General features: G+C 41.1%; 11 protein-coding genes. 5 read left to right on the plus strand and 6 right to left on the minus strand.

What is annotated here, in order from left to right:
- Positions 1-21: 21 nt before the first annotated feature.
- The 6 genes from R8P61_01615 to R8P61_01640 all read right to left on the minus strand — a co-directional run bounded on the left by R8P61_01615 (position 22) and on the right by R8P61_01640 (position 8,067).
- Positions 22-1,458 carry an ATP-binding protein gene (locus R8P61_01615; GenBank protein MDW3645745.1) on the minus strand — a complete coding sequence of 479 codons (1,437 nt, stop codon included), beginning with the start codon at positions 1,456-1,458 and terminating at the stop codon, positions 22-24.
- A 2-nt stretch (positions 1,459-1,460) separates the two neighbouring features.
- On the minus strand, positions 1,461-1,751 hold the full coding sequence (locus R8P61_01620; protein MDW3645746.1) for a PAAR domain-containing protein: 291 nt from the start codon (positions 1,749-1,751) through the stop codon (positions 1,461-1,463).
- Between the two features lie 10 nt (positions 1,752-1,761).
- Positions 1,762-3,477 carry a phage baseplate assembly protein V gene (locus R8P61_01625; protein ID MDW3645747.1) on the minus strand — a complete coding sequence of 572 codons (1,716 nt, stop codon included), beginning with the start codon at positions 3,475-3,477 and terminating at the stop codon, positions 1,762-1,764.
- A gap of 13 nt (positions 3,478-3,490) precedes the next feature.
- Positions 3,491-3,946, minus strand: coding sequence for a phage tail protein (locus tag R8P61_01630; protein ID MDW3645748.1), 456 nt, complete (start codon positions 3,944-3,946; stop codon positions 3,491-3,493).
- Between the two features lie 37 nt (positions 3,947-3,983).
- Positions 3,984-4,517: a DUF4255 domain-containing protein gene (locus R8P61_01635; protein MDW3645749.1), complete on the minus strand. Its 534-nt coding sequence runs from the start codon at positions 4,515-4,517 to the stop codon at positions 3,984-3,986.
- Between the two features lie 301 nt (positions 4,518-4,818).
- The gene (locus R8P61_01640) at positions 4,819-8,067 is read right to left on the minus strand and encodes a tetratricopeptide repeat protein (GenBank protein ID MDW3645750.1); all 3,249 of its coding nucleotides are present in this window, start codon (positions 8,065-8,067) and stop codon (positions 4,819-4,821) included.
- 621 nt (positions 8,068-8,688) lie between these two features.
- Here R8P61_01640 and R8P61_01645 point away from each other — a divergent pair.
- The 5 genes from R8P61_01645 (at position 8,689) to R8P61_01665 (ending at position 18,770) form a co-directional block, all read left to right on the plus strand.
- Positions 8,689-9,408 carry a FadR/GntR family transcriptional regulator gene (locus R8P61_01645; protein MDW3645751.1) on the plus strand — a complete coding sequence of 240 codons (720 nt, stop codon included), beginning with the start codon at positions 8,689-8,691 and terminating at the stop codon, positions 9,406-9,408.
- An 861-nt stretch (positions 9,409-10,269) separates the two neighbouring features.
- Positions 10,270-11,313 carry a PKD domain-containing protein gene (locus tag R8P61_01650; GenBank protein ID MDW3645752.1) on the plus strand — a complete coding sequence of 348 codons (1,044 nt, stop codon included), beginning with the start codon at positions 10,270-10,272 and terminating at the stop codon, positions 11,311-11,313.
- Between the two features lie 226 nt (positions 11,314-11,539).
- Positions 11,540-13,720: a T9SS type A sorting domain-containing protein gene (locus R8P61_01655; GenBank protein MDW3645753.1), complete on the plus strand. Its 2,181-nt coding sequence runs from the start codon at positions 11,540-11,542 to the stop codon at positions 13,718-13,720.
- Positions 13,721-14,111: 391 nt separating this feature from the next.
- Entirely contained in the window at positions 14,112-17,198 is a 3,087-nt protein-coding gene (locus R8P61_01660; protein ID MDW3645754.1) for a TonB-dependent receptor, read from the plus strand.
- Positions 17,199-17,219: 21 nt separating this feature from the next.
- Positions 17,220-18,770 (plus strand): RagB/SusD family nutrient uptake outer membrane protein, encoded by a 1,551-nt coding sequence (locus tag R8P61_01665; GenBank protein ID MDW3645755.1) that lies wholly within the window; start codon positions 17,220-17,222, stop codon positions 18,768-18,770.
- Positions 18,771-18,953 lie beyond the last annotated feature (183 nt).

The following is an 18,953-nucleotide window of genomic DNA, read 5'->3' on the forward strand; positions in this document are numbered from 1 at the left end:
AAGAAACAGCTTCAATGCCTTTTAGTTAATTTTTCCATCTTGAACCAATTCCCTTCTGATTCCTTCCAGTATGTCTTTCTTCTCGATCAGCGTTGAGTTTCTCCCAATAGTTGCAGTGGTGGCATATTTGAGTACCTGAATGATGTCCTCTCTATTTACCTCATATTTGGAAGCAAGCTCTTGAAAATCGATGTCCTTAGCCAATTGGTACTTCTTGTCATCTCCCCCGAAAATACTGGTCCATAAGACTAATCTTTGTCTGCTGTCGGGTTCAGGAAATACTATACTAACGTCTAGCGGGAAGGGAAATTCGATCTCTTCTTTTGATTCGGTAGAAAGGAGGATAATCCCACTATATTCCTCTATTTTCTGTCTTAGGTAAGAGACTTCCTGATTTGCATAGCGAGCATTTGATTCTCTTACGTTTGTCCGTTTTCCAAATAGGGAATCTGCTTCATCAAAGAATAAAATCCAGTCGTTTCTTTCTGCTGTCCTAAAGAAACTATCTATATGATCATTATTTCTTCTGAAATGTCGGGCAAGCAAAAGGCTGGTTTCAACCTCATAAATCTCTCTCTGCGTACTTTTTCCAATCAAGGCTGCTGCCAGATTTTTCCCTGTACCTGAAGGCCCGTGAAAGAGACTTTTGTATCCGGCTTTTATGTGCTGGGATAGTTTCCAGTCATCCATCAGGACTTCTTCATGTTTGATCCAGCTGAGTATTCCCTCCAGTTCCTTTTGAAGCTTGGGATTTAAGCCCAAATCAGACCAATCAAGCTCAGTACTTAATGGCTTTAAGGGAAATTTGCTGCTGTAGGACGGCCTGAACCCTTTGCCTGTGGTCAAGACTTCCAGAAATTCTTCAGATATTCTTAATTGGCCCCGCATCCTGATCCCTCCATTGCCTATTTCGTCGAATTCCAGGATGTGCTGACTAAAGAGGGGATGCTTTTTGCTGAAAATCTCAGCTCCCTTAAATCGCGCTTCAAGATCACCTCCTGACAGCATAAAGAGAGCCGTTTCACCGGTGGGTAAAAACCCTTCACGATCCCCCCTCGAACGACCGCCAAATTCTGTATAGCCTCGATTGGTCGTTGGATTTTGAATGAGGAATATGTCCAATAATTCGGGTTTTACATGCGGGGCGAGGCTTAGGATCAAAACCAGCCTTTCGGATGCATCCAGCTCGAGTTCTTGGACCAATTGAGCGTAGGCGGATGTGTCTTTTGACAGATCGGGTAGGGGAATATCAAAAATGCCTGCTTGCGTCTCCCCTGACTTGAAGTACAATTGTATCCGTTTTTCTAAGACGGATTTCAGCCAATTGAGTTCCTGAGAAAGTGTTTGTGCGTGATTTTCCATGAGATCAGGTTTATGTTTTTTGAAAGAACTGTTTTTGGCTGATTTTCCAGCCATTAGTCTTCCTCTTCTTGGAGTTAAGTCGGGTCGTTTTGCCATAATTATCCTCCTATCATTACGCTGGGGGTACCTAATACAATCACTCCTCCATGGGCTGTTGAGTCGCCCATACGAGCAGCCGGTTTCCCCCCTATCATGACAGAGGCTGATCCTTTTATGATGGTATCCGGTGGGCCTACACAGCTACACATATCACCTAAAACGGCTGCAGGCAATCCGGCGATGAGGACTGTGGGAACTCCTGGCCCTATAATGGGGCCGCCTACATGAGGTACTTGTCCTGTGACCATGGGGCAGTTGTGCTGGTCTGATATTCTTGCTGCTGGAGGCATAGGAGTATGATTAATTGATTTTTACGAGTGAACCCTGAATTATTGCGATTGCGGAGGTCTTCAATTCGGCTCCGGCATTACCGGAAGCAGAAAATTGGGCATTGGCCTTATGACTTACGTTGAGGCCTTGAACATTTACATTCGCATTTGCTTTGAGGCTTATATTGGATTTCGCGTCAAGGTTTATATTACCAGCCGCTTTGAGCTTGATATCAGATTTGCTGTCCAGGATGATGCCTGCTGATGAATCAATGCTCACTTTATTCTTCTTGTCATCTTCTAGTAGGATGCGATCACTGTTCAGGAAAATCCGCTTCCCATCAGAAGTTTTTATTTCAATGCTTTGCTCACCGTCATCAAAAGTCAAGCTATGGCCACTTCTTGTTTTCAGTTGCTTTACCGGATTTTTATCTGAGTATGCTAGCGGAGGACTATGTTTTTGATTATACAGCATACCCACTACTATCGGTGATACCTCTGAAGCTTCTTCAAATCCGATAACAACCTCATCCCCAATTTCCGGAAGGAAAAAGGCACCAGAATTATTACTGGCCGCGAATTGAGAAAGTTTTGCCCAGAGTCCTTCATTTTCCTCCATGCCCGGCAACTGAACGTTTATTCTGTATGCTCCTGCCGGATCATTCTCCAATTTTCGTACACGGGCTCTTTGTAATCCATTCATGGATGGAGAAACGGTCTTGCTTCCAGGCATTTCCTGCCAATGATCGGGCATGCCCACCGTCAAATAGGAGATCCATGTTCCTTCCTCGATTCGGTGTTCTACTCCCTGGAGAAAGGCTTTCCCCGAATACATCTTCCCCAGACCTTTTAAGCTAAGCATATCTCCGGGGCTAATCTTTGAGGTGCCATTGATACAAATTCGACCTTTAAGTTGAGCCATTTCCTCCTCTTTTACCTGTATATTTTTCCTGGAGGCCGTAGTTTTTGAACTGGAACTAAGGCCTTTATCAAATTTTCCCAAGCCGCTCCTTTCGGATAATTTCCCTTTTACTAAATCCGTTGCATCATTTTTTGAGACCGAGGCTTTTCCCTGATTTGAGGGAGGACTCAAAGGCTGGGATATCAGGTACTGGTGATCCGTATCCTGTGCTATGTCCATATCCAGAATGGATTTTCCGTAGGTGATTTCCATACTGGGGGTAGTGCCCAATTGGGGGCTGGAAACCTTCAGTTTGTTATCCCCTGAAAATACAAACATGGCATTTTTGGCAGCGAGTCTTAGGATCATTTCCCAATCACTCAACTGGTACTGGAATATTTCTATTTGCTGTTCCTCACTGGCTTCAATCGTATGATTTATGCCGTTATCACTAAGAATTTTTTCGATCGCCTCGCTCTCTTTCATATCTGAGAACAGGCGCGTTTTCTTTTCTTGATTCAGTTTTGAGAACGTGTCAATGCAGCTTAGGCTCAAAGCAGGTACATTTCCATCCAGGATCTGGATCCTTTGGCCTGAAATCAAACCTTTGAATAAGCGGCCAGGAGGGGAGCTGCTTTCTTCTTTGATCTCAATAGATTTCCCCACTGAAAAATCATCTATTTCTGTCCCTCCAAATGCATCTTCTCCGGCATCTAATAAAAGGACTAAGTCAGCCGTAGAAAATTCATTGGCAGCTTTTTCTATCGTAATGGTTTGAATCGAAATGCCTGGGTCAATTTTATTCCCATCGAGGGAGACGGAGATTTGGGTTATATCGTTCTGCATGCTCATAGTTTTTTTAGCTGTTTTCGATTACAATGCCTTCATGATAAAGTTCTAAGCTTTCTATAGCGACTTCATTTTCCACTAATTTTAGGTCAGAGAGGATCATTTTTGCAGGCCAGGCATTAATCAGGGTCCAGGTCATGGTGGGCTTCCCGCTTTCATCCAATAAACCTATGCTAAGCGTTTTCGGCTTGATGGTATTCAGTTGGATTTCCTTATACCAGGCCCAGAGTTGATTGCTTTTTGGAAAGACCGCTTTCTTTAACGTAATGGGACTATACTTTTGCATACCCAGCATTTTCATGGGGAAAAACTCCTTAGAATTTCCGTGCTTATACGTGATGACCTGATTTTCATCATTCAGTCCGGAAACTTCCCGAAATGGGATTTCCTCCTCCTCTATTCTGAGTAGAAAATAGATAGTGGGTAAAGGCCAAAGATTGTTTTGATATGATCCGTCAGCGGGCATGGCTATTATTTCTAAGAGGTCAAAAAGGAAATACTGCTCAACTTTCCAGACCAGAAATACTTGGGATTTCTGTCTGAATGGAATCGCTACCTAAGCTAAGTATACGCACTCTGTATACCAGGGAAGGTAGATAGGGACTTCCCAGCATACTCCACATTTGACTCTGCTCTTCGAAACTCTGATTTACAAGCTCCATACTGATCTTTTCAAGAGCACCATTGCCCAGGTTCGGGCTATTTTGTGGATTGAACAGAGGTTTATTATGGAAAAATCGTACTACTTCTGAAAGGTATTTATAAGCCTTCTCTGAATTCGATAATTCAATGGAGGCGGCAAATAAAAGGTATAGGTTTATAGAAATCGGAGCCTGCTGGAGGCTCTTAGACGGATTCAGGGACGTGGATTTTAGAGATGAATCCTCTTCAATCTTTACCAAACTAAGGATCAGCTTATGCTTTTCCAGGTCCTGTAAAGGACTTCTAACAATCAAGATATCCTCAGCTAGTTGAAAAGCTGTTTTTAGCTGCGTATTGAGTTCCTGTTGGATGGTATGAATAGCGGTTTCTATCATTGTGATTTCTAAAAAATTGATCCTCTTTGGGTTTCAAAGGAGTGTAGCTTCAGGCTTTAGTATGTGGGAGATAAATCTTTGGAAGGAGAATACTAATCTTAGGCTATTCTCATAAGTTAACAGAATTTTTCGAAATATTGGAAGGGGCCAAATGGGAAAAATTCCTTAGGGTCGAATAGGAATCATTGCTGGGCAGGATGAAGTAATGTCAAGCATAGAGCGACGATTACAAGCTCATCGCTACGGATTAAATGGAACAAATTCTTGAGCAAAATCCTCCTTCAGTACCTGGGAGTTTCGATTATTTCTTGGTCAGATTTTTCGGGGGAAAGCCAAATTCTTTGGAGAAGGCTCTGGAGAAATAAGAAGGATCAGAAAATCCCACCTCATAGGCAATTTGAGAAACGGCCTGCTCAGAACCTTGTAGGAGTTCTTTGGCTTTGAATAAGCGAATGGCCCGAATGTATTGGGTGGCAGATCTATTGGTGAGGGCCTTAATCTTCATGTACAATTGGGTGCGACTCAGGCCCAATTTTTCGCAGAGCAGATCAACTCCCAGATCAGGATTCTGCATATTTTCCTCTATCACTGCACGCACTTTTAAGATAAACGTGTCTTCCTGCTTTACCTCAACTTCTTCACTGTCTTCCGGTACTTCCAGATTGAGGTAACGGTCTTGCAGTTTTTGCCGGAGCTTCTGCAATTGTTCCAAACGGATGAGTAGTTCTTTTTTGTTGAAAGGCTTGGTTAGATAAGCATCCGCTCCTCTGCTAAGGCCTGTTAATTTGGAATCATCATCGGCTTTGGCAGTTAACAGGACGATTGGGATGTGACTGGTCCTCTCATCCTCTTTTAGGGTAGCACATACCTCATAACCATCTTTAATCGGCATCATGATATCACTGATGATCAGATCAGGAACTTCTTGTACTGCCAGCTCTATACCTTCTTTACCATCCCGCGCAATAAGAAGTTCGTAGTTGTCCTCTAAGAGGGATTCGAGGTAGGTAACTACATCCGCATTATCTTCAATGAGCAGGAGTTTGATGGGATTTATAGGGAAAGAAGTATTGCTCTTGGCAGCAGTAGCATCCAGTTTTGGCCTGATTGGGAGATTTACCTGAATTTCTGCTTCCGATATTTCCTGGATAGATTCCTCCTGGCTGATAGGAATTGTCAGACTAAAGGTAGAACCTTTATTTAGCCTGCTTTCAGCTCTAATCTCTCCCTCCATGAGTGTTACTAATTCTTTCGTGAGGGCCAGTCCTATTCCCGTTCCTTCTCCTTTCCGGCTTGAGCTGGTATCCACTTGATAAAAACGGTCAAAAATATAGGGAAGCTTATCTTCCGGAATTCCCAAGCCTGTATCTTTAATGGACAACTTCAGATATTCCTTTGAAGGCTGATTGGGATCTGCACTTTTGTCAAGTATCAAATAGATGTTGCCAGCTTCTGGCGTAAACCTGATCGCATTGGACAAGAGGTTGGAAATGACGCGTAACATTTTCTCCCGGTCAAAATCCATCCAAAGTTCCTCCATTTCGCAAAGGAAATGCAGAGCAATATCCTTACTCTCTGCCAGGGATTGGAAGGATTCAAATACATAGCTCAGGTAGAAAACAATATCTCCCTGTTTTTTATTCAGGCTTAGGCTCCCTGACTCCAGTTTTCGCAGGTCCAGAATCTGATTGACGAGGTCCAGCAATTGGGTATTATTTCGCTGAATGAGATTCAAGCCTTTATCTGTCCATTTTTTAGGTTCAGACTTTATTTGATCTACCATACCGCCTATGACCGTAAGAGGGGTCCTAAATTCATGGGAGATATTGGTGAAAAATCGGGATTTGAGAATATCCATCTCCTCCAGCTTTCTTTTTTGCTCACTGACCTCGGTATTCAAGCCAACCAAAATCCTATTGGCTTTTTGCTTCTGATAGTAATACCAGGCAAAAGCCAGAATCACCAGAATGGCAACAATCAAGGCAATCCACATAGCCTTTTGGGCATTCTTTTCCTCATTGAGTTTCTGTTCCTGCTCAAAGGAAAGCTGTTGTTTTTCCTGCTCAAATTTATGTCGGGCTTCCATTTGCGCCAGAGCCCGGGTGTTTTCCTTGTTAAATAGAGAATCCTGCAAATTTTTATGCAATTCCAGATAGGCCAGGGCTTTAGGGCTATTGTCTTTTTTCTTATAGAGGCGATATAAGAATTCTGCTGTTTGGGAATGCAAGTTTTTTACTCCTGCCAAAGATGCGATATTCAAACCTTCCTCAGCATAAGAAATGGCTTGCTCAAAATTTCCTTCTCTTTCGCTGACTTGTGCCAGCGTCAATAGGGTTTCTATATGAGTAGTTTCCGCCCGAAAATTCTCGCAGATGATATGAGCTTTGTCTAAGAAAAAAGTAGCCGAATCCAGTTGGCCTAGATTCAGGTAGCAGCTTCCCATTTTCTGTAAAATATTTGCCGTTACTCTTTGGTCACTGCTTGCCGTTTTCTCTTGAATTCCTAATGCCTGGTGAAAATAAGATAAAGAGTTCCTGAACTTCTCCTGTTTCATATTAATGATTCCCAGGCCAGCCAAATTTGATGCTAATACCCTGACATCCTCTATTTTTTCACTTATTTCAATGGCTCTCCTTAAGTAGGTTTCTGCCATGTCCAGGTTCCCATTTTCTTCATAGAGCCTGGCCAAAAACTTTAAAGCAGAGCAGACTTTTAGGTCGGAATTCATCTCTTCCGATAGTTGAAGATTGTATAAATAGTAATCGAGACTTTGGGCAAATTGTCCATTCATTTTATAGGCAAGAGCCATTTTAACAAGCACGTTCGATTCTTTTTCTTTATCCTGAATCTCACGACTTAATTCAAGCGCCTGCTCATAATAGTACATGGACTTTTCAAGATCATCCTGAAAAGTTGCGGTTAATCCCAGATTGATCAGGATAATGATGATGGTAGGCTTTGCTCCGAGTTCTTTGTGAATCTCAAATCCTTTCAGAAAATATAGCTCAGCTTTCTCGTATTTTTTCTGGTCTAAAAATATGGTTCCGATGTTATTAACTGCCGCTGCCTCACCTTCTATATTTCCCCTTTTCTTTTCTATGGCCAAAGCCCTTTCATAGGCTTCCAAAGCCTTATCTGTATTTTTCAGAGATTTGTATAAAGTAGCCTGATTCATCACTACACTTGCCAGGGTCATCTGGTCATTCAATTCTTCAGCCAGTTTTTCAGCTTTTTCAAAATACCATAGCGCGCTATCCGTCCGATTCGCATAGAAATGAATGATCCCCAATACCCTCAGAATGTTATCGATCTTTTGGTCAAAATGGATCTCCTTGGCAAGTTCGTAGCTCTGATGGCCTACAGCAAGTGCTGAGTCCGGCTTTACCGAGCGCATGATATAGGCCAATTCTCCCAGCATATTGACATGCATGGTATCACCCTGAGCATTCCCCAGGACACGCTTCAGGCTATCTGCACGCGGAGTTTGAGACCATGAAAAAAGGGGAATAAAGCAAAGGAGGAAAATGTGTGCACGAAAAAACTTAATCATTCGCAATAGATCGACAAGGCGGAATTCAAGATTTAAATTACATATAATTTAGACAATATGTTCAGCAAATTGTTTCGTTGACCTTGCTAAAAAGGGCTAAGGGATCGATATCCGTTTCAAGTACCTCAACTTGAATAGTTTTATTCCGACTTTTTGTTATGCTGGCTTGCCTAGCGATCTGGGAAGTTCTTTTTATTCTGGTATTGAGGACTTCTATTTTATCTCCTTTTGCGTAGGCATAAAATTCATCTCGTTGAGAAAAATAAAATCCCTGATTCGACCCTGTAATTCCGATTTGCTTGTGGGAGATGAATTGGCTGTCAACAGCAGGAGCCTCAGAGATTTTGTGGACTTAAAAATATCAAATTTGAAACATTGTGTAGTAAACAACATGCCCTTAGAAATTCATAAAACATCCCATACATTGGAGCAAAAATTCTTTTCCGTTTCTGGAATTTACGAATCTAACATGCAACAAATAATAAGTGGGCTGCCAGATCCTGATATTCATTTTTACCAAAAGCGATATCTGAAGGGCTTTTAGCAAATCTTTGTACTCAAATTTTGTAATAAAAAAAAACCCCTCTATATTAACTAGTAATTGGTAAGCTAATTTCCCCTATGGCTATTTTATTCGAAAACGGATCTGGCAAAATCTTCAAAGAAATTTCCTGGGCAAGACCTTCAGAAAAAATAATTGATCAAATCAGGACCATGATTAGAGAGGGTCAATTGAAACCTGGAGATAAATTGCCTCCAGAGCGGAAATTAGTTGAGCAATTTGGAGTTGGAAGAGGGCATGTTAGAGATGCTCTTAAGAAGTTGGAATTTTATGGAATCCTAAAGACCTTTCCTCAAAACGGGACAGTTGTTGCAGGCTTGGGAGTAAAAGCCCTTGAAGGATTGATTTCGAATGTGCTGCAAATTGAAGATCCCGATTTTCACTCTTTGGTAGAGACACGTCTGATGCTGGAAGTAAAAGCCGTAAGTCTTGCTGCGGAAAGAAGAACGGAGGAAGATTTGACTCAGATCTCAAATGCATTATCAGAGTTTGGTAAAAAGGTAGAAATGGAGGATGCAGGGGTAGAAGAAGACCTGATATTTCACCTGAAAATAGCTGAAGCAAGTAAGAATTCAGTCCTGAGATCACTCTCCATGATCATTTTTCCTGACATGGTAAAATATTCTCAAAAACTCGATATATGTGGAGATGGACGCTTCCGTCAATCCCTTACGGAACACCATGAAATCCTTGAACATATCTATGCAAAGGATCCGGAGAAAGCAGCAAACGCTATGCGTTTACACCTCGATGATATGCTTGACAAGGGTTCTATCTAAATAATTCACCCGAAGGTCCCAAACCCACATTGCGGACTCATATGAATCCTCTCTTTTGAAATTACATTCCTCCTCTCAGAGATATGCTGGAAGGAATAAATTGTTTTTTGCTGAAAATAAATCTGTGGAATTGTAATTAACTCTTCCGATAGAGAGGGGATGCAGATTTAAGTGCCATCTATGAATAATTCATTCTCTGTCCATCACCTATTCACTTTATAAGATTACATTTCCCCAAGATATGGGACTGATGTACTAAAATAAAGTCGAGCTTCTTATCAGGTGGACATTGAATTAAGAACCGGTGTATTTCTTTGGTTTGCCAATAGATGATACAAGCAAGAATCAAGTCTAAGTAAGTGGGGGTGTTTTTCTGTTCAATCCAGTCCCTGGCATTGAATAAGGCACTTTTTGTATATCTGAGCTGATCGAAACAATTGAATTCTGTAGTTTTTCTACGATAAATGGAAAAAATATGGCTTTAATCTTTACTCCATATTTAGCTCCAGATCAGATGACTATCAGCTATATTTAATTGTATAAGAAATAAAAAAAGAAGCAAAAAGTTTGGTTGTTTAATCACTTCAACATAAATTGGTTAACCAATTACCAAATATGGCACTTTAACATGTCTATTTAAAAAAGAATAGTGTGTTATGGTGGGCGTGCAGTACTTACTATACAAGCGTATGAGGTAGTGTCAGCACAATAGAAAGGACAGTGTAGGGGGGCAAAACGTGAAGAATGACTCGTGGATTTAACACTTTGTACATATAGTTCAGATTTTAACCCTATAAATAGGCTCAAATAAAAGCCTATAATAAAATTTCATATTCTTTAAAACTTGGAAAAATAGCAAAAATGAAAAATCTATTAACTAAATTAAATAGGAGCGTCATTCTCATGATGTCCTTGTTTTTGGCACTAGGCTTGAATGTTGCCTGTGAAGGGGAGACTCCCGAACCTGAACCTGATCCATCTACGGTTGTTGCTGCTTTCTCAGCACAGGTTGATGCGGATAATTCTTTGACATATGCCTTCACCAACACCTCTGTTGTAAATGGAATCACGAATAGAACTTTCACTTCTTCCTGGGACTTTGGTGGAAACGGAACTTCTACTGAAGAGAATCCTAGCCATACTTTCACCGAAGAAGGTACGTATGAAGTAAAATTGACTGTTACTGCATCCGACGGAGTAATGGGTACAGCTACTGAAACAATCATGGTTACTGCACCTAAGAACAGGTTTGCTGTAATCACTGACACCAAAGGTGATGATACAGGCGAACTTAGATTAGCTGTTGATTCTATCCAAAATGGGAAGGTGACTTTCATGTATAGAGTAGCTGAGGGTCCAGTAGATATGGATATTCAGGACGCCTTTATCAATGTTACAGGTTCTTCAACTAGCGGTAGAAACTCTATTGTCGAAGTAAGACTAAAAGACAATGCAGAACATGCCTTCCGTGAGGGAGCTTCCGATGCGACCATTGCTGCTGCTAATTTCCCGGACGGAGTAGCTGACACATGGGTAGAGGTTGAGGTAAGCTGGACTTCTGATGGTACCAATACTCCTTTATATACTGTGATAATAGGTGGGCAAACAGTAATTACGGATGCGCCTAGTACAACCAGAGATCCTAACAATGCTGATCAGGTTGCTGAGCACTTAGGAACTGTCATAGACGGTGCTCGTAATTTCCAATGGAAGTATGCTTCAAATTCAGCGGTCAGTGATGGCGTTTATCACGTTGATGATATAAAAGTATATAATGATGGAGTTATAGTTTTTGAAGATGATTTCCAGGGAAGAGTAAAAGGTGATGATCTAAACCCAGATGTTAACCTTGACTCTCCTTATCATCCAAACTCTTCAGATGCTACAGTAGGGGAAGATGAATAATTCCTAATAAGCTACTAAGTAATATGTATATGGAAATTAGGTTTCCATAAACGAAAAAAGGGGTGTCTATTTAGGCGTTCCTTTTTTCGTTTTACATAAATAAATTATGACCGCATCTCGACCCAATACCTAGCGTGTAATCAAGCTTTTTAATGAGCAAGCGACCAATTAGCCTTGATTACGAATGTTACTACTTGCCTGCTGACCAGGTTTATGCAGTTAGATTATGAATGTTCATCGATTATCTTTTCTAATATTCAGCCTTTTTGGAGTCTATTTTACTCATGGACAAAATTCTTCTCAATTGATCTATTTGGATCAAGGTGAATTAACTTACGTTCCATTCGCCATGCAGGGGCAATCAAATGAGGTCAACACGATTCCCGATTTTTCTTATGCTGGTTATATGGGGGGAGGCGTTTCTCTTCCTACAAATATTCCAATTGCAGCTACAGTTAGTCCGGAGGAGGGAGAGGATGCCCGAAGAATTCAGGCCGCTATAGACCTGATTGAAGCGCTCGAACCTGATCAAAATGGATTTCGAGGAGTAGTATTGATTAAAGCTGGGCATTATAGTTTAGAAAACATTCTGACCATTAGAGCCTCTGGAGTTGTATTGAGAGGTGAAGGGCAGGGCTTAAACGGAACAGTTCTTCATTCCAATCCCCGAATTTCTCATAATGTAATCAGCATTTTGGGGGCAGGGGGTGTTAATAAAGATCCTGCATCTGAGCAGGCAATCACAACAGAGTACGTACCGGTTGGATCTTATTCTTTTGAGGTTGCGGATGCCTCGAACTATACGGTTGGAGATAAAATTCTGCTCACTCGAACACCAAACCAGGCCTGGATCGATGAATTAGGTATGGATCAGTCAAGCTTATGTCAAGGATCCAGTGGGTGTAATGGCTGGACACCAGGCAGTTATGTTATTGATCATGAACGAATGATAACAGCGATAGATGGAAATACTATTTCCATAGATATTCCCATAGTTGATGTTATGGAAGTAGCTTATGGTGGTGGGACAATTTCAAAAATTCAGTCATCAAGGCGAATCAGCCAGTGCGGCGTTGAAAACATGAGAATCCAATCTTTTTACAACAGTAATTCGGACGAATCACATGCCTGGACCGCGGTAAGGATAAGCGCCGCGGAACATTCCTGGGTAAAACAAGTAACCGGTCAATACCTTGCATATAGTACGGTCAATATTGATGATGCTAATTTTATAAGCGTTCAGGATTGCGCTTATATTGACCCCAAGTCTCAAGTTACAGGAGGTAGAAGGTATTCTTATGCAATTCAAGAGGGAATAGGCAATTTATTTCAGCGATGTTATGCTATAGATGGGCGACACGATTTTGTGACGGGATCCAGAGTCACAGGGCCAAATGTCTTTTTAGATGGCTTGGCGGAGAGCGCCGAATCGGATATCGGCCCTCATCACAGATGGGCAACTGGAACCCTCTTTGACAACATTCGAGGAGGTTCTACAAGGGTCTGGAATAGGGGGAGTTCAGGCACTGGACATGGATGGTCAGGTGCTCAAACCATGTTTTGGAACATATCATCATACAAGGGAGAGTTTCGGGTAGATAGTCCGCCTGGTTCAATGAACTGGGGCATTGGCTGTATAGGCACGAATCAGACCGGTGCAGGATATTGGGAAAGCTGGGGGACTAATGTACAGCCGAGGAGTCTTTATCTCCAGCAATTGAAGGATCGTTTAGGGGAAAGCGCAGTTGATAATGTTGTGATACCTGAGCAAAAATCCGGGGAAATTTATGATTTGCTGGCGAACTGGGCTGGTCAGGGAAACTTTTCAGATGGAGGCTTTAGTGGGGATATACCCAATGTGAGTTTTATAAATCTCACCAGCGCAATTGATGTGTCAAGCTGGGAGGGAGGTGATATTCAAGTAGCCGCGACAGATCGTGATGGAAGCATTCAAGATGTGAAGCTGCTTATCAATGGCGAACCCATTGGGAAAGACGAGGAAGCACCCTATATATTCACGGATGTAACTACTACGATTCAGAATCTTTCTCATGAAATTCATTACCTGCAGACCATTGCTACAGATAATGATGGTAATACCAATCTTACTCGAGTGGCTATTATAGGAGGAGATCCCCCACCGCCACCACCCATGGAAGAGGAAGAACGCTTGGAAATACGCGTATTTCCAAACCCAACACCCAACAAGGAACTAACTATTGAAATGAAAGAGATGGGATTCTATACCGTCCGTATTTTTGACTTGTCCGGTCGGAAGATAGATCAATTTACGTTTGAAGGAATCGACTATCAGTTCATCGGTAATAATATAGCTGCTGGAATTTATATTCTGGAAATTCAACATCAGGATGAGATCCTCTTTAAAGAGAAGTTAATGATTCGGTAAAAAATAGCCTTCAAAAAATTTGGTAACAGATCGAGTAGATCATAAGTAGGCTGTTTCCAGGGCATCGATATGTACCCTTAGACCTATCCCAAGCCTTCTAATTCTCGATTATTCACCAGTAGAATGCTTAGTAATGGGAAAAGTAGCAAATTTTATTTGCTTATAAATTTGTATCGTTCTAAATTGGTTAACCAATTTATATTTTCTTTGTATTAAGATAATTTGACATCGATTGGGTAAGAGCTGAAACAGGATTAAAAGCTAATGCCTTTTTCGTTTTTTCTTTATCCGAGCTAAGAATTTAAATAAGATTGTTTCAATGAATTAACATGTTAAAGAGGACAAAATTGATTGGACATTATCGAATCGATTGTTTTATAAACTACTATAAATGAATAATCTACTAGAAAATTTTATTGAACCTAGCAAGAAGTTGATGGGACTCTTTGTCCTATTTATAAGCTTGTCTACCCTGAGTGTAAATGCACAGGTCATTACCGGTAAAGTCTCAAATGAAAACGGCGAGGCTTTATTTGCAGCGACAGTTGTTGTTCAGGGAACTACTACTGGTACAACTACCGATGCCAATGGTAATTTTAGAATAGAAGCTTCCTCTGAGGCCGTGTTGCGGATTTCATATGTAGGTTATGAAACGCAAACCATTCCTGTGAATGGGCAAACCAGCTTTAATATCACCATGGTTGAGGAAACAAAAGAATTAGAAGAAGTTGTCGTAATCGGCTACGGAACTGTTCAAAAGAGTGATGTTACGGGAAGTGTATCTTCGGTAAAAGCTGATGAAATTCAAGCTTTCCCATTATTGAATGCTGGCCAGGCACTTCAAGGTCGTGCGGCTGGAGTGGTTGTTCAAACACAAAATGGTGGTGAGCCCGGCGCGGATATTTCTATTCGTGTTCGAGGTAGTTCATCACTTAATGCAAGTAGTGACCCACTTGTTGTGGTCGATGGTTTTGTAGGAGCTTCTTTCCCTCAACAAAATGACATTGAGTCTATAGAGATATTGAAAGATGCTTCTGCCACCGCAATCTATGGATCAAGAGGATCTGGAGGAGTTATCCTGGTAACTACTAAGAAAGGTAAGTCTGGAAAACCGACCTTAGAGTTTAATACCAGTTATTCTTCTCAGGAGACTACCAATAGATTGGACTTACTGGATGCAAACGGATTTGCTCAATATCAAAACATGATCCGTACGAATGCCGGAGATTCTCCATATGCTCAGGGAACTGAAAACACAGACTGGCAAGACGAAATTTACAGAATGGGAAGTACACAAAACTACCAATTGTCAGTTTCGGGAGGCAGTGATAATGTAAACTATTATCTATCTGGTACCTTTTTTAATCAGGAAGGAATTGTTGTTAATTCTGACTTCGAAAAGATCCAGTTTTTAGCAAATATAGATGCAACCGTAGGTAATAGGTTGACAATTGGAATGAATAGTGTTGCTAGTAGAAGTGAGCAAAATGGGGTTTCAACTCAATCGACCGGAAGAGATGCTATTGGTTCTGTTAATGGAGGAGGAGATGATGTAGTCGCTTTGGCTTTTAGATTTGCACCTGACGTTGGGAGATTTAATGATGCAGGAAATTTCTCTCAAAATACAGTAGGAGACGATATAGAAAATCCCTGGGCTGTAGCTACTCAGATTAGGAACCAAACCAAATCAGATAATGTTAGAACTAATATGTATGCTGATTTGGAAATCCTGAAAGGGCTGAACTTTAAAACTACCCTGGGTTACAGAACTCAAAACAGCACAGAAGGTTATTTTAAACCACAGACCTTTGTGCTTTCAGCGGGTGGAGCGTTTTTAGAATCCGTAAAAAGAACACGCCTACTTAATGAAAATTACCTAACCTATACGACACCCATTGGTCAAGGTAATTTAACCGCTACGGCTGGTCATTCTTATCAAAAAAGTACTACCGAAGGGCTAGAAGCCGGCGCAAGAGAATTATTGACAGATGTCTTTTCCTGGTATAACCTGGAAGCCGGTCAGATTGATCAACGCACCATTGATTCACGTTTCTCTGAATCTGAAATAGAATCGGTTTTCGGGCGCGTTAATTTAGACTGGGCAAACAAATACTTGCTTACCGCTACCGTTCGTCGGGATGGTGCGTCAAACTTTGCTGCAAATAATAAATATGCAATTTTCCCTTCTGTTGCAGTTGGATGGAAGATTTCAAACGAAAATTTCTTAGTCAATAACACTAAGCTTTCTAACCTCAAATTAAGAGCGAGTTATGGGTTAACGGGTAATCAAGCCATCGGGCCTTATGAATCACTTGCTATCTTTAATGTTCAGCCACCTAGTGTAGTTGATGGACCATTTGGGGTAGAACTGGCTCGTGAAGCAAACCCGGATTTAAAGTGGGAAACCTCTATTCAAACAAATATTGGAGTGGATATTGGTTTGTTCAATGATAAAATCACGCTTAGCGCAGACTATTATAACATTGACACAGAAGACCTTTTAGCGATAGATAGAGCTTCAAGTTTTTACTTAGGAACAACGGACTTAGATGTCCTGAGGAATGTAGGTTCTATTAATAATAATGGGATTGAGCTTAGCTTAAGTTCAAACAACATTAATAAAAAGGATTTTAGATGGACTACTAACCTCAATTTTGCTAGAAACAGAAATGAAGTAGTAGAGTTATCTGGAGGTACAGAAATTATAGGTAGCGGTGCTCCTGGTTATTTCTCTGGTGCTACCACCTATATTTTACGAGAAGGAGAGGCCCTGGGTCTATTTTGGGGCTTAGATTATCAAGGTGTATATCAGGGAGGCGATATTCCTGCAGGTACAGCCTTGAAAGGAGTGTCTTTCGATGGAAATGGCAACCCAATACCCGGAGAACCCTTGTTTGCTGAAGTAGCCGATGAAGATGGCAACTTTGATGGTGTGATTGACGACAATGACAGACAGATAATCGGTGACCCAAATCCTGATTTCACCTTTGGTATTGCGAATACGTTTACGTACAAAAATTTTGACTTAAATATCTTCTTCCAGGGAGCAGTAGGCGGAGAAATTTTCAACCTGACAGCTGTTCAGTTATATAATGGCGACAGCAATGGCTTAACAGATGTTTTAAATTCCTGGACGCCAGAAAATACAAACACTAATATACCCCGAGCAGTTATAAGAGGGAGAGAGCGTTCCTCTCGTTTCGTAGAAGACGGAAGTTATCTACGACTGAAGAATGTAGCTTTAGGATATAGCTTGCCTACGGGAATGTTGGAAAAAATAGGAATAGGTTCTGTTAGGCTATCTGTTAGTGCTCAAAACATACTTACGTTCACTAATTATTCCGGATTAGATCCAGAGGTAAGTTACTTTGGTAGTGGAGGAGAAAACAGAGGAGATGATAATATTATTGTAGGACATGATTTTGGTAATTATCCTAACCTTAGATCAATTACTGTTGGCCTTAATTTAAAATTCTAAATCAATAAAAATTTTCTCAAGATGAAAATATATAAGATTTTATTTACGTTGATATTTGCCCTTTCAAGTGTGGGATGCTCCAATTTGGAAGAGGATGCAATAAGTCAATTGGAGCCGAGTGAGCGGTCGGTAGATTTGGAAATAGTCGAAACTACTGTTGCGGGTGCTTACGGCCATTTAGATGCGAGAGCATTTCTGTCCAGAGCACTGGGCTTGACTTTAATGTTGCGTTCAGATATGGTAGATATAGGAAATCCTTCTACTAATGCTGAAAGAGTTGAACATGATCAATTTACCTTATCCGCTAGCAATCCTCTGATCTTAAACATATCAAATCCTGAAAGAAGTTTCTGGCCTCGACTTTATCAGATGGTAAGAGGTGCCAATGAAACCCTTCGGGAACTTGAGGTTTTGGATGAACAAGCTCCTGGGGTGAAGGAAGAGATAACTGCTAGAGCACGATTTATAAGAGCATTTGCCTACTATCATTTGGTAAGACTTTTTGGAGATGTTCCCTATTTGGATGAAACAACTACTACCGCAGAAGCATCTGTAGCAGCAAGAACCTCTGCTGATGCCGTTTATGAAAGCATCATTGCCGATTTGGAATATGCCAAGCAATGGCTACAGGATTCAAGAGCCAATAGGGCTATTCCTGCTAAATCAGCTGCTAGTGCTTATCTGGCAAGTGTGTATCTCACCAGAGGAGAATATCAAATGGCATACAATGAAGCTACTGATATTATCTCCAAGGCAGGAACGTATAACCTCGCATTGGAACCAGATTATCGTAACATTTTCCATGCAGAAAATACTGATTTTTCGATAGAACCCATTTTTGTAATAGACTTCGTTGGAACCAATATTAATGATGAATCCAGAGACTATCTGGCTGCATTTACAGGTTTCTTTGGTCAAGGCACCTATTATGCTTCAGGCGGATGGTCTGTAATGGTACCTGCTCAAGCAGTATATGATACCTGGGATGATGGAGACTACAGAAAGTCAGTCAATTTTGATGCTGAGGCAGTTGATAACTCTGGAAATGTAATTCCATTTACCAATTATTCTAGCCTGGACGGTAGAAACGCCAATCGCCCACATATTTCGAAGTACACTGCCATGGCTGGCGATTTGCCACAGGCCAATACTAGCGGAAGGGATTCTCATTCCAATTATCAATTGATGCGTTATGCAGAGGTGCTCTTAATCGCTGCTGAGGCTGCTGCTGAATTGGGTAATACCACAGAAGCTGCTCAGTATGTCAATATGATTAGGGAAAGAGCAAGAAATGGTGATGGTACAGCTGCTCCAAGTGCTGTACCCGCAGACATTGCATCAGCTACTGTTGAAGACGTACTAGAAGAAAGGAGATTAGAGTTGGCCTTTGAGCAGAAAAGATGGTACGACATTGTCAGAAGAAGAATGGGAGATAGCGTATTTGGGCCAAATGGTTTTGAAACTGAGCTCCAGGGCACGCAAAACTTTGATCCATCCAGAGATTACTTGCTACCCATTCCACCTTTAGAAATAGCAAACAATCCTAATTTGACCCAAAATCCTGGCTACTAATTGGGTGAATAATGTTTAGCCGTTCTAGATATTTTCTAGATAAAAAATTGGAACCGATACTTCGTTTGTTTGGTTCAATCACATACTGAAATCAAATACTTTAGCTGTTTCTTCCTTAAGAAACAGCTAAAGTAAAGGTTTCAGAAAAAAATACTCCTCGCTTAATAATAAGGTTTTAGGTTC

The sequence above is a fragment of the Bacteroidia bacterium genome (genome assembly GCA_033391075.1).
Taxonomy (GTDB): domain Bacteria; phylum Bacteroidota; class Bacteroidia; order J057; family J057; genus JAWPMV01.

Coding starts and splice junctions, on each gene's coding strand:
- R8P61_01615 (MDW3645745.1), bottom strand. CDS start 1,458: ATGGCAAAACGACCCGACTTAACTCCAAGAAGAGGAAGACTAATGGCT.
- R8P61_01620 (MDW3645746.1), bottom strand. CDS start 1,751: ATGCCTCCAGCAGCAAGAATATCAGACCAGCACAACTGCCCCATGGTC.
- R8P61_01625 (MDW3645747.1), bottom strand. CDS start 3,477: ATGCAGAACGATATAACCCAAATCTCCGTCTCCCTCGATGGGAATAAA.
- R8P61_01630 (MDW3645748.1), bottom strand. CDS start 3,946: ATGCCCGCTGACGGATCATATCAAAACAATCTTTGGCCTTTACCCACT.
- R8P61_01635 (MDW3645749.1), bottom strand. CDS start 4,517: ATGATAGAAACCGCTATTCATACCATCCAACAGGAACTCAATACGCAG.
- R8P61_01640 (MDW3645750.1), bottom strand. CDS start 8,067: ATGATTAAGTTTTTTCGTGCACACATTTTCCTCCTTTGCTTTATTCCC.
- R8P61_01645 (MDW3645751.1), top strand. CDS start 8,689: ATGGCTATTTTATTCGAAAACGGATCTGGCAAAATCTTCAAAGAAATT.
- R8P61_01650 (MDW3645752.1), top strand. CDS start 10,270: ATGAAAAATCTATTAACTAAATTAAATAGGAGCGTCATTCTCATGATG.
- R8P61_01655 (MDW3645753.1), top strand. CDS start 11,540: ATGAATGTTCATCGATTATCTTTTCTAATATTCAGCCTTTTTGGAGTC.
- R8P61_01660 (MDW3645754.1), top strand. CDS start 14,112: ATGAATAATCTACTAGAAAATTTTATTGAACCTAGCAAGAAGTTGATG.
- R8P61_01665 (MDW3645755.1), top strand. CDS start 17,220: ATGAAAATATATAAGATTTTATTTACGTTGATATTTGCCCTTTCAAGT.